Genomic DNA, 21,864 nt, shown 5'->3' on the forward strand with positions numbered 1-21,864 from the left:
TGGCTATAGGCGCTGCGAGAGAAATCCCCGACTGGAAAAGGGACGAGATATTTTGCCCAAGGCCCCGAAAAACAGCACCCCGCGCAGCCCCGCGGAGAACCCCGAATTCGCTCTTCACTCCCTTCAGGAGGATTTCGAGAAGAGCAAACGCTTCGATGCATCACCGGAGCAGATGCAAAAATTCTACGAGCAGATGCTCCTGATCCGACGCTTCGAAGAGCGTGCCGGGCAACTATACGGGCTCGGGCTGATCGGGGGATTCTGCCATCTGTATATCGGTCAGGAAGCCGTCGCTATTGGCCTTCAGTCCGCGCTCGATGGTGATAAGGACAGCGTGATCACCGGCTATCGCGATCATGGCCACATGCTTGCGTACGGGATCGACCCCAAGGTCATCATGGCCGAGTTGACTGGTCGCGAGGCTGGCATTTCCAAGGGCAAGGGCGGGTCGATGCACATGTTCTCGACCGAGCACAAGTTCTACGGCGGTCATGGCATCGTGGGCGCGCAGGTCGCTCTCGGAGGCGGTCTGGCGCTCGCACATCAGTATAATGAGGACGGCGGACTCTGCCTGGCGTATTTCGGTGACGGCGCTGCAAACCAGGGCCAGGTTTACGAAACCTTCAATATGGCGTCGCTCTGGAAGCTTCCGATCGTATTCGTGATCGAGAATAACCAGTACGCCATGGGTACGGCCGTCAGTCGTAGTTCTGCCGAAACGGAATTCTACCGCCGGGGTACGGCGTTTCGCATTCCCGGCATGAAGGTTAACGGCATGGACGTGCTCGAAGTGCGTCAAGCTGCCGAAATCGCGTTCAAGCACGTGCGCGAGGGCAAGGGCCCCGTTTTGATGGAATGTGAAACCTATCGTTACCGCGGTCACTCGATGTCGGATCCTGCCAAATATCGCTCGCGCGAAGAGGTGCAGGATATGAAAGATCATAAGGATCCGATCGAGAACCTGAAAAAGATCCTGATCGAACAGGGCAGCAAGGAAGAAGAGTTGAAAGGCATCGATAAGGACATTCGCAAACTCGTCAGCGAAGCTGCGGACTTTGCCGAGAACTCGCCGGAGCCGGAAGCATCCGACCTCTACACGGATGTTCTGGTGGAGGAGTATTGAGCGATGGCTATCGAACTCAAGATGCCTGCCCTCTCGCCCACCATGGAGGAAGGCACTCTCGCGAAATGGCTCAAGCAGGAGGGCGACGAGATCGTCGCTGGCGATATCATTGCCGAAATCGAAACCGATAAGGCAACGATGGAATTCGAAGCTGTCGACGAAGGCACTTTAGGTAAAATCCTGGTCGCCGAAGGAACGGAGAACGTTGCCGTCGGAACGGTGATCGCCATGCTCGCTGCTGAGGGCGAAGATGTCTCCGAAGTCGCGGCATCGGCCTCCGAAACCGATGACGTACCCGGCGAAGGCAAGGATGTGGGACGTGATCCGTCGGAAGCAGAGATTACGAAGCCAGCGAAGAAGGCCGGCGTGAAAGATCCCGACGTTCCGCACGGGACCAATATGGCAACCGTGACAGTGCGCGAAGCGCTGCGCGACGCGATGGCGGAAGAAATGCGCCGCGACGAACGCGTGTTGGTTATGGGTGAGGAAGTTGCTCAATATCAGGGGGCGTACAAGGTCACTCAGGGCTTGCTCGATGAATTCGGCCCCAAGCGCGTGATCGATACGCCAATCACCGAGTATGGCTTTGCCGGCATCGGGACAGGTGCCGCGATGGGAGGATTGCGCCCGGTCGTGGAATTCATGACTTTCAACTTCGCCATGCAGGCGATCGATCACATCATCAATTCGGCCGCCAAGACCAACTACATGTCGGGCGGCCAGATGCGCTGCCCGGTCGTGTTCCGCGGCCCTAACGCAGCTGCAAGTCGTGTGGGCGCCCAGCATAGCCAGAACTATGGCCCCTGGTACGCCAGCGTCCCGGGGCTGATCGTAATCGCTCCCTATGATGCCTCGGACGCGAAGGGATTGTTGAAAGCTGCAATCCGCTGCGAAGATCCCGTCGTCTTCCTGGAAAACGAACTGGTCTATGGTCGCAGCTTCGAACTGCCGGAACTGGATGACCACGTTCTCCCGATTGGTAAGGCGCGGATCGTGCGGGAAGGGGCGGACGTAACCATCGTTTCCTACTCCATTGCGGTTGGCTTGGCCCTCGATGCTGCGGAGCAATTGGCAGAAGAGGGTATCGACGCCGAGGTTATCGACCTGCGAACCCTGCGCCCACTCGACAAGGATACGGTGCTCGAAAGCCTCAAGAAGACCAACCGCCTGATCATCGCCGAGGAAGGCTGGCCGACTTGCTCGATCGCATCGGAAATCGTCGCGATCTGTATGGAAGAGGGCTTCGATCACCTCGATGCACCCGTTACGCGTGTCTGTGACGAAGACGTGCCTCTGCCCTATGCAGCGAACCTCGAAAAACTGGCCCTGATCGACACTCCTAAAATCGTGAAGGCGGCAAAGAAAGTCTGCTATCGCGACTGAATAAGGCGGGTGGTTTAACCATCCGCCTTAGCAAAAAATTAGCGAAACGAGCGCTACAGCCCCAACCAAATCTAGGTAATTTGGGGCGACAAGTATGGCGCGCGAACATAATGGGGTGCTTCAACAGCTGCGGCAAAGCGAGGCCGGCAACGTTTTCCCCCTAACGGCGGCTGCGATCTTTGTTCTTGCAGGCCTTGTCGGCGGTGGGGTCGACGCCTCGCGCGCATACCTTGTTGAAAACAAACTCCAGAATGCCTGTGACGCCGGTGTGCTTGCTGGTCGCAAGAATGTCAGAGGTGAAGGATTTAACGCCCAGGCCGTCGCAGCGGCCAAGTCCTATTTCAATGTCAATATGACGGGTATATCGGACATTGATATTCCCGCCTTTGTTCCGACCTCTTCCGACAACGGGAATACTATCGAAGCAGTCGTTTCGACCAAGGTAGATACGACTCTCATGCGCGTTTTTGGCATCGACAACATACCCATCAAAGTGAGCTGCACGGCGAGCATGTCCATGGGCAATGCGGACGTGATGATGGTCCTCGACACCACTGGCTCGATGGATCGAGACATAAATGGAAACAATACCTGGGATAATTCCAAGAGACGGATAACCCTCCTTCGTGAGGCGATGGAAAGTTTTTACGATACGGTAGCTAAATCAGCGGACGGCACCAATGCGCGGATTCGCTACGGCTTTGTACCGTATAGCTCTTCCGTCAATGTTGGGCATCTGTTGGAACCGGACTGGATTGTGGACAGGATGAATCTGCAATCTCGTGTTCCAGAATATAATACAAAGACTGAGACAATTGTGGTCGGTTACGAACCTCCGCGATACACGACTAATTCCGGCACCAATGATCTCACCAGCGAAAACTGGAGCTCGCATGGCAACTCCTGGTACAATAATGAGCAAGACTGCAACAAGGCGAAGCCGAGCGATGGGGCGTGGAAAAATAAAGGTAAGTCAAAATCCGAAGAGCGAACCTATATAAATTCAGCTAAACAAAGAATAACGACCAAGAGAACTTGGCAAGAACAAGATAGAACAGTTTACCGCTGTAGGGTCGTATATGGCTATTGGTATGTGGTCGACAAAAGAAATGAAAAGCGTGAAATATTTTCTGAAGAATTAACTATCGAAGATCCGATATTTGAAGAGGTGACGACAAAAACTTTCAAGAGGTGGCTCTATAAAGAACGGAAGCAGAGCGATGGCGACGATCTTGATGTCTCCAATTACAAGCTTTTCAATGTCACAGAGATTGAGAATGACGATCACGACGGCAGCAAAAAGCCCTATAGGTGGAAAGGTTGCATAGAAGAGCGAGCGACCGCGTCCGAAGCCACGTTCAGTTTCAGCAGCCTCTTGGGGATGTCCCCTTACACTTGGGACTTGGACATCGATAAAGCCCCCGATGGATCAGAAGAATCCAAATGGCGGCCTCTATGGCCAGAAATGGCGTTTCGTCGAGGCACCTCGTCTAGCATCTACCGTCAGGACAGAGGTTACGACGGACATCCCACAGGCTCTGGGTGTCCGTCGCAAGCCAAATTACTTGATGAGCTCAGCAAAGATGAATTCATGGCCGAGGCAAACAAGCTTTCGCCCGAGGGCAGCACCTATCTCGATCTGGGGATGATCTGGGGTGGTCGCTTATTGTCGCCCACCGGAATGTTTGCTTCTACGGTTATGGATCCACCGCAAAATGGAGCGGAAGTAGCCCGTCATATCATCTTCCTAACCGATGGCGAAATGGAACCCAGTTGGAGTGGATATTCTGCCTACGGAACAGAATATTACGACAAGAGGGTGACAGACGATGGCACCTCCCAACAAAAAAGCCGTCACACCAGCCGCTTTCGTGCCGTCTGCCAAGCGGTTAGAGCCAAGGGAATTCGCATATGGGTCATTGCGTTTGGGTCTGACCTGAGCGCCGATCTCCAAGCCTGCGCATCTCCACAAAGTTCTTTCGATGCCAAGAATTCGGAAGGCTTGAAGGAGGCTTTTCAGGATATCGCGAAGAACGTGGGCGAACTACGCATCACTATGTGATTTGGGAGATTAAACGATGAAAGCAGATGTTCAGCGACTTCCCGATTTACAGCACAACGAAAGTGGCAGCGCCCTTATGGAGTTCGGCTTGGTCGCCACGGTTTTCGTCACGATGATGTTGGGCGTAATGGATATTGGTCAGGCTGCATATACCCAAGCGGTCCTGAATGGCGCAGCTCAGGAGGTTGCCCGGGCAGCTTCTCTGGAAACCCGAGATGTCGCAGCTTCCGATGCAGAGTTGGAAAAACTCGTTCAAAAAGTTGCTCCGAACGCGAAGGTTACGCCAAAACGGCTTAGCTATTTTGACTTTGCAGACATCAACCGTGCTGAGAAATGGAATGATAAAAATGGCGACGGTCTCTGCAACAACGACGAAAATTTCGTTGACGAGAACGGCAATGGTCAATGGGATGAGGACATCGGTGTAGAGGAAAACGGCGGTGCTGGAGACGTAGTAGTCTACACAGTCTCGGTGGAATATGAGCCGCTGTTTGCAATTCCATTTTATGATGATGCCGATGCGAAGAGAACGCTTTCGACTACGTTCGTGAAGAAAAACCAGCCTTTCGAACGCCAGGAAGGATACGCAAGTGACGCAGGCGTTTGCAGCTGAATGGAGCAGTCAATGGCTTTACGAACAATCTCAAAAAAAATGCGCTTCTGTTTAGCACGTCTGAGAAGTAACACTTCCGGGGTCGCACTTACAGAATTCGCGGTTGTTGCTCCCGTTTTTCTGACGTTAGGCCTTGCGGGTTTCGAACTTGCGCAGATGGCGTCGACCAAGATGAAGGTCAGTCAACTTGCTCTTTCCGTGGCTGACAATGCGTCGCGATTGGGGCAGACCGACAACAATGCCGTAAGTCCCACGGTCAACGAAAGTGACGTTGCAGCAGTGCTTTTTGGCGCCGAAGAGCAGGGTAAGTCGATAGGTTTTAAAGAAAATGGTCGCGTTATTCTGAGCAGTCTAGAACGGGACCCTGACTCTGGCCGACAGTTTATACACTGGCAACGGTGTTTCGGAGATAAGGAAGCCGAAAGCGCCTACGGCAATGATACCGACAAGAATGGCCTCGATGGTGATGAATTGACGGGTATGGGACGAGAGTTCGAAGTGACTGCCCCTCCGGGTGAGGCAGTCATGTTCGTGGAAGTTTATTACGATTATCCAGCTGTTTTCTCGCAAGCCTATCTTCCGGAAGTCAAATTTCGTGAGGAGGCAGCTTTCATCATTCGCGACGACCGTGATCTCAACTCTCCAGCCGTTAAAGGCTTAAGTGGAGCGCTCGATAACGAATGCTGATGACGTAGGTTTCTAACTTCAGTTATGTAGCGTATAGCCCGGCGTCGAAAGTCGGTATTCGTATGGTCGAGCTTACAGAAGTTACTCGGGTAGCACTTGCAAGTGCCGCCAAACATCGTTCCTTATTTCGTGCAACCTTTGGCTTGGATACTCTTCTCGGAAGGGTGGTGCTCGGATCCAATGAACCTATCGTTTCTCAAATCCGCCTAGCTTGGTGGAGAGATAAGCTTCAGGCTTTATCAGCGGGAGCCCTAGATCGAGACCCACTGGCGGCCTTGATCCAATCTTCGTGGGGAAAGGATACAAGCTCTCTTATCAACTTAATCGATGGTTGGGAGAGCGTCCTTGTCGAGCCCAAACGAACGATGCTGTTCGTCAGAGCGAAAGCAGAACTTGCTCGGGCAATTGCGGAAAAGGTAGGCAGCCAATCCGACGTTGGCGGAGCAGTCTTAGACGGAAAACTTTGGGCTTATGCAGATTTGGCTAATCTTGCGGATGAAATGACTAAGGCATGGGCTCTACAAGAATGGACGAAATTGCCTCATGGCAATAAAACTAAGGCTAGGGAATTAAGACCGCTTAGAGTATTGGGTGGGTTGGCCCAAAGGTCGTTGGAAAATGGAGGGGCGCCGATGCTTGGAGATCGTGTGAGCCCTTTAGTCGCATTAAGACTTGGGCTCTGGGGAAAATGATTAGCTGAACGTAGCCGATCGCAGGGGGTGAGGGTGAAAGGCTTTATCACAGGAACGCTGCTGACGTTGATGCTGTTAGGCGTCGGCCTTTTCTGGTGGCAAAGCAAAGCTCAGGTTGAAGACGCTGCACCGCCGATCACGCCATTGCCGATAAACACAGAGTCTGCAGTCCTCCCTCTTTCTGATCCAGGCGATCTCAAAGGTCCCGCGCCTCCTGAGGCAACTGAGCTTTCAAAAGAACAGCGTCGCTTTTTCCGCTATGATCGTAATCGTGATTGGCGCATTACGCGGAGCGAAATGCTGTCCACCAGATCGGATGGGTTCCGCAAACTCGACAAGGACGGCAATAATTTGCTGACCTTTGAAGAATGGGCTGTTGCGACAGTCGACAAATTCGAGGGCGCCGATGCTGACGGCAATCGCGAACTGTCTCCAGCAGAATTCGCCACGACCAAACCGAAGCCGGTGAAAAAGCGTAGTTGCGCTTGCTGATCAGGCTGGAACAGCGTCGAGGCCCGCCAGCCACTCTCCAAATTCAGCCTTAGCCCTGGAAGTGTAAGCTTCCTTGCGCTGCTTTTTCTTTACCTCGTGAAGCGGTGGGAACAGTCCGAAATTGACGTTCATCGGCTGAAACGTATCCGCTTCCGCATCGCCAGTAATATGCGACAACAGTGCGCCGAATGCTGAGGTGCGGGGAGGGGGAGTCCAATCACAGCCTCTGAGCTCGAAAGCTGCCATCATTCCTGCCATCAATCCTACGGCTGAGCTTTCGACATACCCTTCGCATCCCGTGATCTGACCTGCGAACCGTATGTGTTCCCCGCTACGCAGTCTTAGCTGACGGTCTAGAACGAGGGGTGAATTGATAAACGTATTGCGATGCAATCCACCGAGCCGTGCAAATTCAGCGTTTTCCAAACCAGGTATGGTCCTGAACAGCTCTACCTGGGCACCATATTTTAACTTCGTCTGGAAACCGACCATGTTCCACAGTGTGCCGAGCTTGTTGTCCTGACGTAACTGTACGACAGCGTAGGGCCAGCGCCCCTGCGGATGCTCTTCACTGGTGTCGTAGGGATTGTCGAGACCAACGCCCTTCATGGGCCCATACCGCAGGGTTTCCACGCCGCGAGCCGCCATTACTTCGATCGGCATGCAGCCGTCGAAATAGGGAGTGTCGGCTTCCCATTCCCGGAATTCCGTTTTCTCGCCTTCCATCAATCCTTGGTGGAAGGCGAGGTATTGCTCCTGTGTCATGGGGCAATTGATATAGTCGCCTTCTTCGTTTGAAGCTTCGGTGCGCTTGTTCCAGCGGCTCTGAACCCAGCATTTCGACATGTCGATGCTGTCGCGATGGATTATAGGTGCGATGGCATCGAAAAACGCAAGCCGATCCTGTCCTGTCGCGCCTACAATACTTTCAGCTAGAGAATGGGCCGTCAATGGCCCCGTCGCAACGATAGTTGGGCCAGTTTCTGGCAGAGTATCGACCCTTTCGCGGACGACTGTAGCGTTCGGATGTTCTTCAAGGGTGCGCTGCACCTCGGCAGAAAAAACATCGCGATCGACGGCCATCGCACTTCCGGCGGGAACACGGGCAACTTCTCCGGCGCGCATAATGATGCTGTCCAAGCGACGCATCTCGTCATGTAGGAGGCCGACAGCATTTTTGTCGCTATCATCCGAGCGGAAACTGTTCGAGCATACGAGTTCGGCCAAACCATCAGTTTGGTGCGCGGGCGTCATCTCACCACTACCACGCATTTCCGAAAGACGCACCTTGAAGCCACGTCGCGCCAATTGCCAAGCCGCTTCGCTGCCCGCGAGGCCGCCGCCTATAATCTGGATGTCATGTGTCATTGCGGATCAGCACCTAGTGCTTGCACCCGCCCTGTATCAAGGGAATAGACGCGCTATGACAAAGCGCGCTTTGATTGACCACCGGCCATATTTGTTGCTTAGCCTACTATTCGCGATCAGCTACTATTTTGCGATGGACGGCAAAGTCGGCGGAACCTGGCTCGCGCTTTGGAAGGGGGCAGGGGTTGGCTTCCTCGCGGCTTACGCCGGTCATCGCGCGAAAGGGCAGGGTGGTACCCTGATAGCTTTGGTCATGGGGCTCGGGGCAATTGCCGATGTCGTGCTCGAGTTCAGCTTCCTCGCCGGTGGATCCGTTTTCGCGATCGGCCATTTGGTGGCATTTTGGCTTTACCTCACAAATCGACGCAATGCCGCCGGCGCCACGCAGAAAGCAGCGGGACTGGCGTTGCTCGTGCTCACCCCGGTTATCGCTGCTATGCTCACCTATCCCCTAGAGAATTGGATTCTCGCAACGATCTATGCCCTCGTTTTGGGGGCAATGGCAGGCGCGGCATGGGTCAGCCAGTTTCCCAGATATCGCGTAGGTCTCGGAGCCGCTCTGTTCGTCATGAGCGATCTTATTATCTTTGCGCGGGAGTCCGCCCACGTTTCCCCTGCGCTTGCCGAATGGCTGGTCTGGCCGCTCTATTACAGCGGCCAGTTCCTAATCGTGACAGGTGTGGTCCAGACACTCCGACGGCGCCATACTACACGCTTTGATTAGCCGCCCGGCTCGTCATCCATATTCCGATCGGAATGCGCGGTAGTATGCGGGGTTGTCGGGTTCAGCCCCCCACCACGCGCGGCGATCTCGTCATGGACCATTTCTTCTGCTTCGTTCTCAGGTTCTTCCGTCTCGTCGATTAGCGCTGCGCCCACTATCTGTTCGCCCTTGGCCACATTGAAAATGCGCACGCCGGACGATCCGCGACCTGAGATCGAGAAGCCTTCGTGGTTTTCGAACCCACCTTCGACTAGGTGCCGTAACTTAATCGGCATGCGAATAAGCTTCGCCTGGTCGGTTACGAGCATAAGCTGTGATCCATGCTTCACCGGGAAACTGGCGACAACCGGGCCGTTCCGGTCGGGATTGCTCGACGGTTCCCCGATGTTGGTCAGACCCATCCCGCCTCTTCCGATCGTACGGTATTCGTACGAGGAGGAAATTTTACCGTAACCGTTCGCAGTGAGCGTCAGGATGAATTCTTCTGTTTCGGCCAGCTCCGCTGCTTTTTCCGCGTCCAGTGTGGTCTGGTTGTCATTGTTCTTCCAATGGGCCGCACGCAGGTATGATTCGCGCACATCCGTATCGCGTTCTCCCGCATCGAGAACGGTCATGGATACGACCTTCTGACCGTCCTTCAGTTTCATGCCGCGCACGCCGATACCGGTCCGGCTCTTCGTTTCGCGAGCGTCCGTCGCCGAGAACCGGATTGCCTTCCCGGAGTCCGACGCCAGGAAGATTTCCTGATCTTCGGTGAGCAATTCGACACCGATAAGACGATCGCCGCTGTCTTCCACGAAGCCCATCGCATATTTGCCGTTGCTGGGTACATTCGTAAAGGAGTCCATCGAGTTGCGCCGGACCATGCCTTGCTCGGTCGCAAATACGATATTGAGCTTCGACCACTCGCCTTCATCTTCGGGTAGCGCAAGTACGTTGGTTACCCGCTCGTCATCGCCCAGAGGAAGCAGGTTGACCATCGGCCTCCCCTTCGTCTGCGGGCTGCCTTCGGGCAATTTCCATACCTTCTTACGATAAACACGACCGGTATTCGTAAAGAAAAGCACCGGGTTGTGCGTCGAGGTGACGAACATTTCGACGACCGCGTCTTCGTCCTTCGTGGCCATGCCACTACGCCCTTTGCCGCCACGCGCCTGAGCGCGGAAAGAGTCCAACGGTGTCCGTTTGATGTAGCCGCCATGCGTAACAGTGACGACCATCTCTTCGCGTTCGATCAGGTCTTCGTCGTCGATGCCATCCCAAGCTGGCGCGATCTCGGACACGCGGGGGGTCGCATAAGCCGCTTTGATCTCTTCTAGCTCGCCACGCATTACGCCATACAGTTTGACCCGATCAGCCAAGATCGAGAGATATTCCTCGATCGACAAAGCCAATTCCTTGAGCTCGTCACCAATTTCGTCACGTCCAAGCGCCGTGAGGCGATGGAGGCGTAGGTCCAGGATCGCTTTAACCTGGCGCTCGGACAGGCGGTACGTTCCGCCTTCTTGTTCGGCGTTCGGCTCGATAGCTTCGACCAGACGAATATACTGCGCGATGTCCCCTATCGGCCAATCCTTGGTCAGGAGGCGGGTACGAGCCTCGGCCGGAGTGGGGGCGCTGCGGATCATGGCCACGACTTCATCGAGGTTGGACACGGCAACGACCAAGCCCAGCAAGATGTGCGCCCGGTCACGCGCCTTGTTAAGCTCGAACTTGGTCCGGCGCGTGATGACCTCTTCGCGGAACGAGATGAAGGCCTGAATAAACTCGCGAAGAGTAAGAACCTCGGGGCGGCCGCCACTAATCGCGAGCATGTTGGCGGGGAAGCTCGCCTGGGCGGGTGTATAGCGCCATATCTGGTTGAGGACGACTTCAGGCGATGCATCGCGCTTGAGATCCACCACGACGCGGACCCCCTTACGGCTCGATTCATCGCGGATGTCGGAGATGCCTTCGATCCGCTTGTCTTTGGCAGCTTCGGCAATTTTCTCGACAAGCCCGCTCTTACCGACCTGGAACGGGATTGATGTCAGGACGATCGACTTGCGGTCCCCGCGTTTTTCCTCGATTTCATGCCGCGCGCGCTGCAGGATCGATCCGCGACCGGTCGTATAAGCCGCGCGGGCACCCGATTTGCCTAGAATAAGCGGTGCGGTCGGAAAATCGGGTCCGGGGATGATCTCGAACAATTCCTCGCTCGTGATCGCCGGATTGTCCATATAGGCGAAACAGCCGTCGATCACCTCACCGAGGTTATGCGGCGGAATGTTGGTTGCCATGCCGACCGCGATGCCGCCGGCGCCATTCACCAACAAATTGGGGAAGCGCGCCGGAAGGACAGTCGGCTCTCTGCGAGAACCATCGTAATTGTCTGCGAAGTCGACAGTGTCCTTGTCGAGATCGTCGAGCAAGGAATTGGTCACCCGGGCAAGACGCGCTTCGGTATAGCGCATCGAGGCTGGGGGGTCGGGGTCCATGGAACCGAAGTTGCCCTGGCCATCGATCAGCGGGACGCGAAGCGACCAATCCTGCGTCATGCGGGCAAGCGCATCGTAAATAGCGGCGTCACCATGAGGGTGATAATTACCCATCACGTCGCCGACGATTTTCGCGCTCTTGCGGAACGGCCGCCCGGCGACGAACCCACCTTCGTTACTGGCAAACAGGATGCGGCGGTGAACCGGTTTAAGGCCGTCACGAACGTCAGGAAGGGCACGGCTCACGATCACGCTCATCGCGTAATCGAGATAGCTCGTCTTCATTTCCTCGACGATGTCGATGCGGGTGTGTTCTTCGCCGCCCGGAACGGGGGAATCGATCGTGTCGATGTCGTCAGCCAAAGCTAAAACAATCCATATGCTGTGTAAGACAGGTCTTTAGATGAAAACCCTAGGCCAGATGACCGGGATGCGCCACCGAACCCGGGAACCGAAGCCCCATCTGCAGCGCTTTTTCCACATATGGGTGTTATCTGGCCTGAAGATAAGGATGAACTGCGCTCATGGCGCTATTCAAATCTCGTTCAGGGCGGAAACCTCACATTATTTGCAATGAAAGCGCGGACGCGGCAATGGCCTACCCGATGAACCCAATATCGGTGCAAGTGCCGTGCTTTACCTTATTATCCTTGGGAGTTTTTTTGAATGATTTTCACTCGCCTCAACAAGTCCTCGCGGCCCTCTACGGCCATTGCAATGGCACTTGTTATCGCTGGAACGGGCGCCCTGGGCGCGACTGCACTGGAAGCCCCGGCCTTCGCTCAGAAGAAAAAGAAAGAAGAAAAGGAAGAGAAGGGGAAGTACAGCAAGGAATTCCTTGCCGCTTACCAGCCGCTCGACGAGATCCAGAAATCCGAAGCACCGGACGCTGCGGCAGCAAAGGCTGCGGTTCCTGCATTGGTCGCAGCCACGTCGAGCCCCGACGAAAAGCGCGCGACTGGTGGAGCTCTCTTCAATATCGGCAATAAGATTGGTGACGAGGACATGCGCCTTCGTGGGCTCGAGCTCATGATGGAGAGCGGGACCCTCGAACCGGAGCTCGCTGGACAAATTGGCTTCGCAGCCTATCAGGCTTACAGCGCCAGAAATGACATCCCGGCAGCACGCCAGGCTCTCGAAAGCGCCATCGCAGCCAATTATTCAACGACCGCGACGATGTCCGATGGATCGCAAAAGACTATCGGAACGCCGGAAATGCAGCGGATGATTGCCGATCTTTACTTCAACGCCGATCAGACACAGGAAGGTCTGGCTTACGTTAGTGAGACGGTGAACAGCCTGAAAGCTGCTGGTGAGCCAGTTCCCGAGCAGCTCATCCGTGTTGGCCTCGCACAAGCATATGAGAACAACCTGCAGCCGCAATCGCGTGAATACGTCGCCATGCTTGCCGAGAATTATCCCAGCCCGGCTGTTTGGGGCGACGCGGTAATCATCACCTTGAACTCAGGCGGCTACGCCAATGCCGACGCGCTGGATCTGTTGCGCCTCTCGCGCCGTCTTAACAGCTATAACGATACGCGAGTTCTGGCTGAATACATCGAACTACTGGACTCGCGCCGTTACCCCGGCGAGGTCGTGGCGGCGATCGACGAAGGCTTTGCGCTTAGCAATGTCGATAAGAGCGACCCCTTCCTGATCGAATCCCGAAAGGAAGCTGCTGGCCGTGTGTCTGCTGACCGTCAGGGCCTGTCGTCACTGGCCGCCGATGCCCGCAAGTCGGGAGCAACTTTGAAGACACTGGTTGTGGCGGGTGACACCTTCCTCAGCTACGATCAGCCGGCCGAAGCAGAAGAGTTTTACACGAAGGCTCTAGGTATGAGCGGTGTGGAAACTCCGGTTGTCCTTACCCGCCTCGGGATCGCTCAGTTCGACCAGGGCAAGTATTCCGAAGCTGGCGAGACTTTCCGTAAGGTCGAAGGCGCTCGGAAGGATATCGCCAACCTCTGGGCTATTTATGCTGCTCAAAAGGGCGGCATGTAAGAACGCTTCGAGTTAAAGGCTCCTAATCTACGGCGTGGGTTCATCGAACCCGCGCCGTTTTCAATTAGCGTAGCCGCTTTACATAGAGGGTGTTGTCGCGGCGCTCGACCTTGAATTGGTCCATGGCTTCAAGCAAATCTGAAAGACGCTTGAAGCCGTAATTGCGCACATCGAAGCTGGATCTGTTTCCAGCCAGGCTGCCGACCTCTCCCATTTGCGCATATCCTTCATCATCGCGCTTCGCCGCCTTCCAGGCTGTGCCAAGAAGTTCGACCAGTTCTTCGTCGATCTGGCCACTGTCTTTGGTTTTCTTGCTCTTCTCCGATGCGGGCTCTTCATCTGCACCCGCAATAAGCGCGTCGATATCTATGAAACGTGTGCATGCGCTTTTGAAAGCGTCTGGCGTCTTGTTCTTACTGCCGAAGCCGTAAACAATCAGCCCGTCCTGACGAAGCCGCGTAGCCAGCGGAGTGAAATCGCTGTCGGAACTCATGATGCCGAAGCCGTCCACCTTGCCTTGATAAAGCAGGTCGATGGCGTCGATCGTCATCGCCATGTCTGTTGCGTTCTTGCCCGCAGTGAGATCGAATTGCTGCTGCGGACGGATACCAAACTTGTGCGTTATCGTACCCCATTTCGCGAGATTGTTCTTTGCGAAATTTCCATAAGCCCGCTTGATGTTGACCTGCCCAAGCTCAGCCATGACGGTAAGGACTGGATCGATACCGCGCGGCGAAGTGTTGTCCGCGTCGATGAGAAGGGCAATGTTCTTGAGTTCTTTATCCGACATGGCCGCTCACATGACGGGCAAGGTCAGATCGCGCAAGTCATTCGGCAGCGAAGAATTCATCCTTTTCATTATCGAGCAGGCGCAGAATTCCATCGGAAATTGCAAAATGGGCCCCGCGAAGGGATAATTCCGCATTCGACACCTTGTCAGCGACGTAGGGGAAAGTCTGTAAATTCCGAATGCTGACTTTCACCGCTTCGAGTTCCATCGCCAATTCGGCTTCCCGCCCTTCTGTCCCAAGTTTTTGCGCAATGGGGGCTCGCGCTTCATCGAGCATGTCGACCCAGTGCGCTACGTGCCCACCTTGGCCAAGCTCGTTCCCGTAAAGGTCCTGAGTAAGAGCAGCTTTGCACCCGCCACACAGTCCGTGGCCCATCACGACGATCTCTTTCACCTTCAGAAACTGTACCGCGAACTCGACCGCCGCCGAAACACCGTGACGACCGGGAGTGGTTTCGAATGGGGGGACCAAGGCGGCGACATTACGGACTACGAAGATTTCTCCCGGCGCAACGTCGAGGATTTGCGCGGGGTCTACGCGGCTGTCAGAGCAGGAAATGACCATCACCTGAGGTGACTGGCCCTCGGCAAGTTGCTGCCATCTTTCACGTTCATCCTGCCAGCCGGTAGAACGAAAGTGCCGATAGCCGTCAATCATCTGCTCGAAAGTCTTCATGGAAACGCTGCTGCCCCGAAAGATGTAACAAGGCAAGGGGGCGAATCGTCGCCCGAATTGCATACTTATGCGAGGTTGCGGGAAGGGGCCTTCGAGCCTAGATGGGGCGCGACATGAATGATCTCGCATCCACACCGAAGTCACCCAGTGAACCTCCGCGCAAGGCTCGCAAGCCGGACTGGATCCGGGTCAAGGCCCCTGTAAGCAAGGGCTATCACGAGACGCGCAAACTCATGCGCGACCTTTCGCTGAACACGGTCTGTGAAGAAGCTGCGTGTCCGAATATAGGTGAATGTTGGGACAAGAAGCACGCTACGGTCATGATCTTGGGTGATGTGTGCACGCGGGCATGTGCATTCTGCAACGTGAAGACCGGTATGCCTCGACTCGTGGATCCGATGGAGCCGGAGAACGTCGCCATCGCAGCCGGCCAGATGGGCCTCAATCACATCGTCATTACGAGCGTTGACCGCGACGACTTACCGGACGGAGGCGCTGATCAGTTCGTAAAGGTCATTAAGGCGCTTCGGCGGGAGACGCCTGACACAACCATCGAGATACTTACTCCTGATTTCCGCGGTAAAATGCGCGCCGCGGTTGAGAAGATCTGCGAGGCAGGCCCGGATGTATACAATCACAACTTGGAAACCGTACCGCGTCTGTACCCCACGATACGCCCAGGTGCCCGTTACTATGCGTCACTGCGTCTCTTGGAAGAAGTGAAAGCGCATGACCCGCTGATCTTTACCAAGTCGGGCATTATGCTGGGTCTGGGTGAACAGCGCCTGGAAGTTCATCAAGTGATGGACGACATGCGAAGCGCCGACGTCGATTTTATAACGATGGGACAATATCTGCAGCCAACGGCCAAACATGCTAAGGTTGAAGACTTTGTTACGCCCAAGGCATTCGCTGCTTATGGCTCGATCGCGAGGGCGAAAGGCTTTCTTCAGGTCGCTTCCAGTCCGTTGACACGGTCCAGCTATCATGCCGGCGATGATTTCGCGGTCATGAAAGCGGCCCGCGAAGAACGTTTGGCAAAGGAGAAGGCGAGGGCGCAAGCCTGATGCCGGGAATACGTGAAACGCGGCGACTTCCGTACAGCTGCGAACAAATGTTTGATCTGGTCGCGGACGTCAAAAACTATCCCAAATTTTTGCCCTGGGTCGTAGCAACCCGAATACGCAAAGATAGTGCGACCGAGATGGAAGCAGACATGCTCGTCGGCTTCAAAGCGATCCGCGAGAAGTTCACGTCGCGAGTTATCAAGCGGCGGCCCGACCAAATCGAAGTTTTCTATGTCGACGGACCATTGCGCGATCTAGACAACAGATGGAATTTTGTCTGTCTGCCTGATGGCGGGTGCGAAATCGAGTTTTCTGTCGACTTCACCTTTCGAAATGCTGTGTTCGAAGCGCTTGCAGGACAGTATTTCGACCGGGCGTTTCGCAAGATGGTCGAGGCCTTCGAGAAACGTGCCGATGAATTATATGGCCGCGAGAACGCCGCCGCTAACCTTTAGGGCAGAAGCAGTTCCAGCGCGCAAATCGTAGCTTCGCGCCGAATGTCCGCGCGCGAAGTTTGGCCAAATTGTTTGAGTTCGCCTTCTGGTTCCCCCTCCGCACCGCGAACAACACGAGCGAATACGACCGTTCCGACCGGTTTCAATGGGGTGCCACCGGTCGGTCCCGCTACACCGCTGATGGCTACTGCTACATCGGCATTACTATGGGCCAAAGCGCCTTTAGCCATAGCCCAGGCGCAGGCGATGGAAACCGCCCCGAAGGTTTCGATAATGTCCAAAGGGACATCGAGAACCTCCATCTTAGCTTCGTTCGAATAGGTGACGAAACCTCGATCTACTACGGCCGATGATCCGGCAATCTCTGTCAGGGCCGCAGATACGAGCCCACCCGTGCAGCTCTCGGCAAGAACAACCTTTCGGCCTTGGGCCTTGTTCTGGCTTACCACGCGCTCTGCTAGGGTTTCGATGTCGTCAGGCAGAAGTTTGGTGAGCGTCATTGGCGCATCCCTTCCGTCAATTGCGAACCACGGTTGCTACGGCCTGCGCCGCGATTCCTTCTCCACGACCGGCAAATCCGAGTTTTTCAGTTGTAGTCGCTTTGACCGATATGGTCTGTATTCCGACGCCAAGCAACTCGGCCAACCGAACCCGCATGGCTTCACGATGTGGACCAATCTTTGGAGCCTCGCAAATAATCGTAAGGTCGACATTTCCGATGCGAAATCCGGAATCATTTACCAGCAGGGCTGCGTGCTTCAGAAATCGATCACTGCTTGCACCTTTCCACTGGGGATCGGAGGGAGGAAAATGGCTGCCGATATCACCATTAGCAATTGCTCCAAGCAATGCATCTACAATGGCATGGATCGCAACGTCAGCATCACTATGGCCTGCCAGCCCGTAATCAGACTCTATTTTAATTCCACCCAGCCACAACTCCTCGCCAGCGGCCAGCCGGTGGACATCGAACCCTGTACCGATCCGAACGGGGGTATGCGGCTCGATAAAGTCCTCCGCAAAGGTCAGCTTCTTCAATCTTTCATCGCCCTCGACAAGCGCGATTTTGCCTCCAGCAGCTTGAAGCACTTGTGCATCATCTCCGGCGGTTGGCGCTTCAGGCCACGCTCGGTGCGCTTCGACGATGGCCTCATAATGGAATGCCTGCGGTGTTTGCACCCGTCGCAAGCTTTCCCGATCTGCCTGTCCAGCCATCACCCCCGATTGTTCGGCAATGATGCTGTCGACAATCGGTAAGACCGGAATGGCACCGGGATAAGTTTCTAAAGCGGACAGGAGCTTCTCGATGATTGGATAAGGCAAATCAGGGCGGGCGGCATCGTGAATAAGCACGTGTCCTCCGCCCTTGAGAGCTTCGAGTCCGTTGGCTACCGACTGCTGGCGTGTTTCGCCACCGGTAACTACGTGCCACCTATCAAGACCCTTCAGACAGTCCGCGGCGAGTTCGTCAGAACCACCCGAAATGACGATGACGACCGAATGGGCGCCAGCATCGAGCATTGCTTCGACGGAATGCCGCAGAACTGGTTTCCCGCGCCACAGCGTGAACTGCTTCGGTAAGGCCTGTTCCGCGCGCACGCCTTTCCCGGCTGCTACGATGATGGCTGAGAAGGAGGGGAGGGCGGTCGCATGTTCCATAGGGCTTCCGCCCGCTAGCGGCTTGAGGTTTGCGCCGCAACGGACTATGTGCGTGCCCAATATTTAGGCATTATCCATTATGACGTTACAAACCCTTAAACAGGCGCCTCCAAAACCGATCTTGATCGGAAAAGTTGCGATCGACACTCCGGTGATCCTTGCGCCGATGACGGGCGTGACGGACTTGCCATTCCGCAAGCTGGTCCGAAGGTATGGTTCAGGCCTCAATGTTACCGAGATGATCGCTAGCGAGGCCGCCATCCGGGAAACGAGACAGTCTGTTCAAAAGGCGGCGTGGGATCCGATCGAAGAACCGGTATCCATGCAATTGGTCGGCTGCGATCCATACAGCATGGCAGAAGCTGCCAAGCTGCAGCAAGACAATGGCGCCGATATTATCGACATCAATTTCGGATGCCCGGTACGAAAGGTCGTCGGCCAGTTGGCGGGCTCGGCGCTCATGCGCGAAGTCGGCCTTGCTGCGAGGTTGATGGAAGCGACGGTTAAAGCGGTTGATGTTCCCGTTACCGTGAAGATGCGGATGGGATGGGATCATGCCGATCTCAACGCACCCGAATTAGCACGCATTGCCGAGGATCTTGGCATTAAGATGGTCACGGTACATGGCCGCACGCGCAACCAAATGTACAAGGGTAGCGCGGATTGGAACTTCGTCCGTCGCGTTAAGGATACCGTTTCCATCCCCGTTATCGTCAATGGGGATATATGTACCGTAACTGATGCTGGACTGGCTCTCGAACAGTCAGGAGCGGACGGTTTGATGATTGGTCGGGGAGCTTACGGAAAACCGTGGCTTCTGGCACAGGTGATGCACTGGTGGCATACCGGCGAAACTATCGAGAGCCCGAGTTTCGATGAGCAATATGAAGTCGTGCTGGAACACTATCAGGATATGCTTGAGCTTTATGGAGAACAAGTCGGGGTCAAGATCGCCCGCAAACATCTCGGTTGGTACACGAAGGGAATGCACGGTTCGGCCGAGTTCAGGAACAGAGTGAATTTCATCGACCAATCCAATGATGTGATTGATGAAATCAAACGGTTTTACGACCCATTTCTCCGTCGGCGGGCGGCGTGACCCCATTCGAGGGTGCGCCTGATGCGACTACGCAAATATCAAACTTAATTTTCGCTGTCCTTCTTATCGATGGAGCCGGGCGCATAGTTCAGGCTAATCCCGCGGCGGAGGAACTGCTTGGCCGCAGTGCTACTCGGCTCCTCAACGCGAACCTCGCCGAAACCCTGAGAATAGATAGCGACAGGTTGCGGAATAGCCTGCAGGCGTCCGATGCGAAAGTGATCGCAAGAGGTGTGTCGACAAATGCAGGAGTCGAACCGCGAGTATTGAACATTACCAGCTCCCCCATTCCCAGCCACCCTGGGTGGCGTGTGATCACTCTTTCAGACGTTGGTCAGGAGGGAACGGAAGAAATCGATGCAGACCGGGTAGAACTTCGCGCTCCTGCAGTCCTGGCACACGAAATCAAAAACCCGTTATCTGCAATTCGTGGTGCAAGTCAGCTTCTTTCTCGCCGTGCGTCAGAGCGTGATCGGCCACTTGCTACAATGATAGAGGGCGAAGTCGACCGCATCGCCAAGCTTGTGGATCGAATGCAACAATTGGGCAGTCGGAACCTCGTCCAAACCGGGCCGTGCAACCTTCATGCGGCAATCCGCTCAGCGATGGAGACGGTTAGGGCAGGACGGGAAGACAATTGCGAATTGGTAGAAGAATTCGATCCATCCCTTCCCCCGGTGGAAGCGGATCGGGGTGCTCTCGAGCAGGTTTTGATCAACCTTCTGGCCAATGCCTGCGATGCCAGCGCGGATATTTATTCCCCTCAGATTGTGGTACGGACGCGTTTCGTCAGCGGCTTGGTTTTTTCAGCAATCCGGTTCGGCAAGGCAACTCGAATGCCTATCGAGATAACTGTCAGCGACAAAGGGCCGGGTTTGCCGCCTGAGTTGAGAGACCATGCTTTCGAGCCTTTCGTTTCTGGGAAGAAGAATGGTCAGGGGTTAGGTCTTGCTCTGGTACGTAAGCTCCTCCGCGACATGGGGGGGCGCATCGTATACGAGCGTGATGAGCGTGCCGGTCTCACACACTTCCGGATGAATTTGTCAGTCGCAAACAGGATAGATACATGAAACATACCGTCCTGTTGGTAGAAGACGATCGCGCGATCTCCACCGTAATATCGGAAGCTTTGCAAGACGAAGGTCTGGCGGTGACCGCTTGCAGCTCTATCGCGCATCGAGATGAATTGATTGCAAAGAAACAGTTCGACGTGATGCTGACCGACATCATGCTTGATGACGGCGACGGGCTCGAAACAATCAGCGACGTCCACAATGCCGCTCCCAACATGCCAATTATCGTACTCTCAGCGCAGAATACTTTGGATACTGCGATCAGAGCCAGCGATAGCAAGGCATTCGAGTATTTTCCCAAGCCATTTGACCTCGACCAACTGGTCGAAGCAGTACTCCAAGCGGTCGCGAAAAGTCCTCCAAGGGAAAATCAAACAGATAAGGAAGAAGCTGGTACTCTGCCTCTTATCGGGCGCAGTATGGCCATGCAGGATGTTTACCGCATGATTACCCGAGTCCTGCGAAACGACCTGACGGTCCTTGTTACCGGGGAAAGCGGGACGGGCAAGGAACTCGTTGCAGAGGCCGTACATCAGCTTGGCTCGCGGCGGACCGGCCCCTTCGTCGCCGTGAATATGGCGGCTATCCCGCACGATCTCTTGGAGAGCGAGCTATTCGGACATGAGCGGGGAGCGTTCACTGGTGCCCATTCGCAATCTATCGGCAAATTCGAGCAGGCTAATGGCGGGACGCTTTTCTTGGATGAAATCGGAGAGATGCCAGCTGACGCACAAACACGTCTGTTGCGAGCCCTTCAGGCCGGAAAGATAAGGCGGGTAGGGGGGCGCCAAGAAATCGGGGTCAATGTGCGGATTATCGCGGCCACGAACCGCAAACTGCCAAGTTTGATCTCTGAGGGCCGTTTCCGTGAGGACTTGTATTACCGTCTCAACGTAGTTCCGATACATCTTCCTCCGCTAAGAGATCGCCGCGAAGATGTCGGAGAGCTCGCGCGGCACTTTCTAGCGCAGGCCAAGGATGAAGGTCTACCCTCACACACATTCAGCGATGAAGCACTTGAAGCTCTTTCGTCTTACCAATGGCGTGGTAATGTCAGGGAGCTGCGCAACGTGATTTTCCGTCTCGCTCTCTTGGCGAGGGACGATGTGATCGGCGGCAGTCTGGTGAACGATGTGCTGTTCACCACGGGCACTAGGGAAGCCGTTAGAGAGGGAAACCCTTTCACTCTTGCTCTCGCAGAATGGATAGGATTGGAACATCCCGCGCCAGGCGCGTTGTACCAGCAGGCACTCGCCGCGTTTGAGAAACCCTTGCTCGAACACGTATTAAGAGAAACCGCTGGAAACCAGCTTCGCGCCTCCCGGCATCTGGGTATAAATCGCAACACTTTGCGAAAGAAACTCAGTGATTTAGGAATAAGCGCTGACCACTACATTCAGCGCGGATGAGGTGCTTCTCGTCT

The 21,864-nt window shown here is 55.1% G+C and carries 21 protein-coding genes and 1 pseudogene; 15 read left to right on the forward strand and 7 right to left on the reverse strand.

Going from position 1 to position 21,864, the window contains the following annotated elements; all coding sequences use genetic code 11:
* Window positions 1-52 precede the first annotated feature (52 nt).
* The 7 genes from pdhA (at window position 53) to ACYQ0G_RS02505 (ending at window position 7,052) form a co-directional block, all read left to right on the forward strand.
* Window positions 53-1,123 carry a pyruvate dehydrogenase (acetyl-transferring) E1 component subunit alpha gene (gene pdhA, locus ACYQ0G_RS02475; protein ID WP_460098899.1) on the forward strand — a complete coding sequence of 357 codons (1,071 nt, stop codon included), beginning with the start codon at window positions 53-55 and terminating at the stop codon, window positions 1,121-1,123.
* A gap of 3 nt (window positions 1,124-1,126) precedes the next feature.
* Window positions 1,127-2,506: a pyruvate dehydrogenase complex E1 component subunit beta gene (locus tag ACYQ0G_RS02480; protein WP_460098900.1), complete on the forward strand. Its 1,380-nt coding sequence runs from the start codon at window positions 1,127-1,129 to the stop codon at window positions 2,504-2,506.
* Window positions 2,507-2,600: 94 nt separating this feature from the next.
* A complete protein-coding gene (locus ACYQ0G_RS02485; RefSeq protein ID WP_460098903.1) occupies window positions 2,601-4,568 on the forward strand; it encodes a TadE/TadG family type IV pilus assembly protein in 1,968 nt (655 codons plus the stop codon).
* 16 nt (window positions 4,569-4,584) lie between these two features.
* Window positions 4,585-5,181 carry a TadE/TadG family type IV pilus assembly protein gene (locus ACYQ0G_RS02490; protein ID WP_460098905.1) on the forward strand — a complete coding sequence of 199 codons (597 nt, stop codon included), beginning with the start codon at window positions 4,585-4,587 and terminating at the stop codon, window positions 5,179-5,181.
* Window positions 5,182-5,193: 12 nt separating this feature from the next.
* Window positions 5,194-5,868: a TadE/TadG family type IV pilus assembly protein gene (locus tag ACYQ0G_RS02495; RefSeq protein WP_460098907.1), complete on the forward strand. Its 675-nt coding sequence runs from the start codon at window positions 5,194-5,196 to the stop codon at window positions 5,866-5,868.
* Between the two features lie 62 nt (window positions 5,869-5,930).
* A complete protein-coding gene (locus ACYQ0G_RS02500; RefSeq protein WP_460098910.1) occupies window positions 5,931-6,560 on the forward strand; it encodes a hypothetical protein in 630 nt (209 codons plus the stop codon).
* 33 nt (window positions 6,561-6,593) lie between these two features.
* Window positions 6,594-7,052 (forward strand): EF-hand domain-containing protein, encoded by a 459-nt coding sequence (locus ACYQ0G_RS02505; RefSeq protein ID WP_460098912.1) that lies wholly within the window; start codon window positions 6,594-6,596, stop codon window positions 7,050-7,052.
* On the opposite strand, the gene trmFO is transcribed toward ACYQ0G_RS02505, so the two are convergent.
* Window positions 7,053-8,420: a methylenetetrahydrofolate--tRNA-(uracil(54)-C(5))-methyltransferase (FADH(2)-oxidizing) TrmFO gene (gene trmFO / locus ACYQ0G_RS02510; protein ID WP_460098914.1), complete on the reverse strand. Its 1,368-nt coding sequence runs from the start codon at window positions 8,418-8,420 to the stop codon at window positions 7,053-7,055.
* A 55-nt stretch (window positions 8,421-8,475) separates the two neighbouring features.
* On the opposite strand from trmFO, the gene ACYQ0G_RS02515 reads away from it, so the two are divergent.
* Window positions 8,476-9,144 carry a lysoplasmalogenase family protein gene (locus tag ACYQ0G_RS02515; RefSeq protein ID WP_460098916.1) on the forward strand — a complete coding sequence of 223 codons (669 nt, stop codon included), beginning with the start codon at window positions 8,476-8,478 and terminating at the stop codon, window positions 9,142-9,144.
* Here ACYQ0G_RS02515 and gyrA read toward each other — a convergent pair.
* Window positions 9,141-11,984 carry a DNA gyrase subunit A gene (gene gyrA, locus ACYQ0G_RS02520; RefSeq protein ID WP_460098919.1) on the reverse strand — a complete coding sequence of 948 codons (2,844 nt, stop codon included), beginning with the start codon at window positions 11,982-11,984 and terminating at the stop codon, window positions 9,141-9,143. The two genes, ACYQ0G_RS02515 and gyrA, sit on opposite strands and share 4 nt — an antisense overlap.
* 303 nt (window positions 11,985-12,287) lie before the next feature.
* Between gyrA and ACYQ0G_RS02525 the strand changes: the two genes are divergently transcribed.
* The gene (locus ACYQ0G_RS02525) at window positions 12,288-13,622 is read left to right on the forward strand and encodes a hypothetical protein (protein WP_460098921.1); all 1,335 of its coding nucleotides are present in this window, start codon (window positions 12,288-12,290) and stop codon (window positions 13,620-13,622) included.
* Between the two features lie 64 nt (window positions 13,623-13,686).
* Here ACYQ0G_RS02525 and ACYQ0G_RS02530 read toward each other — a convergent pair whose 3' ends face one another.
* Together ACYQ0G_RS02530 and ACYQ0G_RS02535 are read right to left on the reverse strand one after the other, a co-directional pair.
* Complete coding sequence (locus ACYQ0G_RS02530; protein ID WP_460098924.1) at window positions 13,687-14,412, reverse strand: NYN domain-containing protein; 726 nt, start codon at window positions 14,410-14,412, stop codon at window positions 13,687-13,689.
* A gap of 37 nt (window positions 14,413-14,449) precedes the next feature.
* Entirely contained in the window at window positions 14,450-15,088 is a 639-nt protein-coding gene (locus ACYQ0G_RS02535) for a carbonic anhydrase (protein WP_460098927.1), read from the reverse strand.
* 113 nt (window positions 15,089-15,201) lie between these two features.
* On the opposite strand from ACYQ0G_RS02535, the gene lipA reads away from it, so the two are divergent.
* Window positions 15,202-16,155, forward strand: a complete 954-nt coding sequence (lipA, locus tag ACYQ0G_RS02540) for a lipoyl synthase (protein WP_460098930.1) — start codon at window positions 15,202-15,204, stop codon at window positions 16,153-16,155.
* Entirely contained in the window at window positions 16,155-16,610 is a 456-nt protein-coding gene (locus ACYQ0G_RS02545) for a type II toxin-antitoxin system RatA family toxin (protein WP_460098932.1), read from the forward strand. Before lipA ends, ACYQ0G_RS02545 begins: the two co-directional genes overlap by 1 nt.
* Here ACYQ0G_RS02545 and ACYQ0G_RS02550 read toward each other — a convergent pair.
* Window positions 16,607-17,110, reverse strand: a complete 504-nt coding sequence (locus ACYQ0G_RS02550; RefSeq protein ID WP_460098934.1) for a CinA family protein — start codon at window positions 17,108-17,110, stop codon at window positions 16,607-16,609. The two genes, ACYQ0G_RS02545 and ACYQ0G_RS02550, sit on opposite strands and share 4 nt — an antisense overlap.
* A gap of 16 nt (window positions 17,111-17,126) precedes the next feature.
* Window positions 17,127-18,269 carry a bifunctional 2-C-methyl-D-erythritol 4-phosphate cytidylyltransferase/2-C-methyl-D-erythritol 2,4-cyclodiphosphate synthase gene (locus tag ACYQ0G_RS02555; protein WP_460098937.1) on the reverse strand — a complete coding sequence of 381 codons (1,143 nt, stop codon included), beginning with the start codon at window positions 18,267-18,269 and terminating at the stop codon, window positions 17,127-17,129.
* Window positions 18,270-18,348: 79 nt separating this feature from the next.
* Here ACYQ0G_RS02555 and dusB point away from each other — a divergent pair, with 79 nt between their 5' ends.
* A complete protein-coding gene (gene dusB / locus ACYQ0G_RS02560) occupies window positions 18,349-19,368 on the forward strand; it encodes a tRNA dihydrouridine synthase DusB (protein WP_460098939.1) in 1,020 nt (339 codons plus the stop codon).
* A pseudogene (locus ACYQ0G_RS02565) lies at window positions 19,365-19,856 on the forward strand (PAS domain-containing protein); the annotation flags it as partial. The gene dusB and the pseudogene ACYQ0G_RS02565, both read left to right, overlap by 4 nt.
* On the opposite strand, the gene ACYQ0G_RS02570 reads toward ACYQ0G_RS02565, so the two are convergent.
* The gene (locus ACYQ0G_RS02570) at window positions 19,830-19,955 is read right to left on the reverse strand and encodes a hypothetical protein (protein ID WP_460100677.1); all 126 of its coding nucleotides are present in this window, start codon (window positions 19,953-19,955) and stop codon (window positions 19,830-19,832) included. The pseudogene ACYQ0G_RS02565 and the gene ACYQ0G_RS02570 sit on opposite strands and share 27 nt — an antisense overlap.
* A gap of 57 nt (window positions 19,956-20,012) precedes the next feature.
* Between ACYQ0G_RS02570 and ACYQ0G_RS02575 the strand changes: the two genes are divergently transcribed.
* Together ACYQ0G_RS02575 and ACYQ0G_RS02580 are read left to right on the forward strand one after the other, a co-directional pair.
* On the forward strand, window positions 20,013-20,438 hold the full coding sequence (locus ACYQ0G_RS02575; RefSeq protein WP_460100592.1) for an ATP-binding protein: 426 nt from the start codon (window positions 20,013-20,015) through the stop codon (window positions 20,436-20,438).
* Window positions 20,435-21,850 (forward strand): sigma-54-dependent transcriptional regulator, encoded by a 1,416-nt coding sequence (locus tag ACYQ0G_RS02580; protein ID WP_460098941.1) that lies wholly within the window; start codon window positions 20,435-20,437, stop codon window positions 21,848-21,850. The genes ACYQ0G_RS02575 and ACYQ0G_RS02580 overlap by 4 nt, the downstream gene beginning before the upstream one ends.
* Window positions 21,851-21,864: the final 14 nt, after the last annotated feature.

Source organism: Qipengyuania triglochinis (assembly GCF_054655615.1).

What these genes read in the sequence shown, in the direction of transcription:
- ACYQ0G_RS02480 (WP_460098900.1), top strand. Translation starts at nt 1,127, where the DNA reads ATGGCTATCGAACTCAAGATGCCTGCCCTCTCGCCCACCATGGAGGAA.
- ACYQ0G_RS02485 (WP_460098903.1), top strand. Translation starts at nt 2,601, where the DNA reads ATGGCGCGCGAACATAATGGGGTGCTTCAACAGCTGCGGCAAAGCGAG.
- ACYQ0G_RS02490 (WP_460098905.1), top strand. Translation starts at nt 4,585, where the DNA reads ATGAAAGCAGATGTTCAGCGACTTCCCGATTTACAGCACAACGAAAGT.
- ACYQ0G_RS02495 (WP_460098907.1), top strand. Translation starts at nt 5,194, where the DNA reads ATGGCTTTACGAACAATCTCAAAAAAAATGCGCTTCTGTTTAGCACGT.
- ACYQ0G_RS02500 (WP_460098910.1), top strand. Translation starts at nt 5,931, where the DNA reads ATGGTCGAGCTTACAGAAGTTACTCGGGTAGCACTTGCAAGTGCCGCC.
- trmFO (WP_460098914.1), bottom strand. Translation starts at nt 8,420, where the DNA reads ATGACACATGACATCCAGATTATAGGCGGCGGCCTCGCGGGCAGCGAA.
- ACYQ0G_RS02515 (WP_460098916.1), top strand. Translation starts at nt 8,476, where the DNA reads ATGACAAAGCGCGCTTTGATTGACCACCGGCCATATTTGTTGCTTAGC.
- ACYQ0G_RS02525 (WP_460098921.1), top strand. Translation starts at nt 12,288, where the DNA reads ATGATTTTCACTCGCCTCAACAAGTCCTCGCGGCCCTCTACGGCCATT.
- ACYQ0G_RS02530 (WP_460098924.1), bottom strand. Translation starts at nt 14,412, where the DNA reads ATGTCGGATAAAGAACTCAAGAACATTGCCCTTCTCATCGACGCGGAC.
- ACYQ0G_RS02535 (WP_460098927.1), bottom strand. Translation starts at nt 15,088, where the DNA reads ATGAAGACTTTCGAGCAGATGATTGACGGCTATCGGCACTTTCGTTCT.
- lipA (WP_460098930.1), top strand. Translation starts at nt 15,202, where the DNA reads ATGAATGATCTCGCATCCACACCGAAGTCACCCAGTGAACCTCCGCGC.
- ACYQ0G_RS02545 (WP_460098932.1), top strand. Translation starts at nt 16,155, where the DNA reads ATGCCGGGAATACGTGAAACGCGGCGACTTCCGTACAGCTGCGAACAA.
- ACYQ0G_RS02550 (WP_460098934.1), bottom strand. Translation starts at nt 17,110, where the DNA reads ATGACGCTCACCAAACTTCTGCCTGACGACATCGAAACCCTAGCAGAG.
- ACYQ0G_RS02555 (WP_460098937.1), bottom strand. Translation starts at nt 18,269, where the DNA reads ATGGAACATGCGACCGCCCTCCCCTCCTTCTCAGCCATCATCGTAGCA.
- dusB (WP_460098939.1), top strand. Translation starts at nt 18,349, where the DNA reads ATGACGTTACAAACCCTTAAACAGGCGCCTCCAAAACCGATCTTGATC.
- ACYQ0G_RS02570 (WP_460100677.1), bottom strand. Translation starts at nt 19,955, where the DNA reads ATGAAGGTTGCACGGCCCGGTTTGGACGAGGTTCCGACTGCCCAATTG.
- ACYQ0G_RS02580 (WP_460098941.1), top strand. Translation starts at nt 20,435, where the DNA reads ATGAAACATACCGTCCTGTTGGTAGAAGACGATCGCGCGATCTCCACC.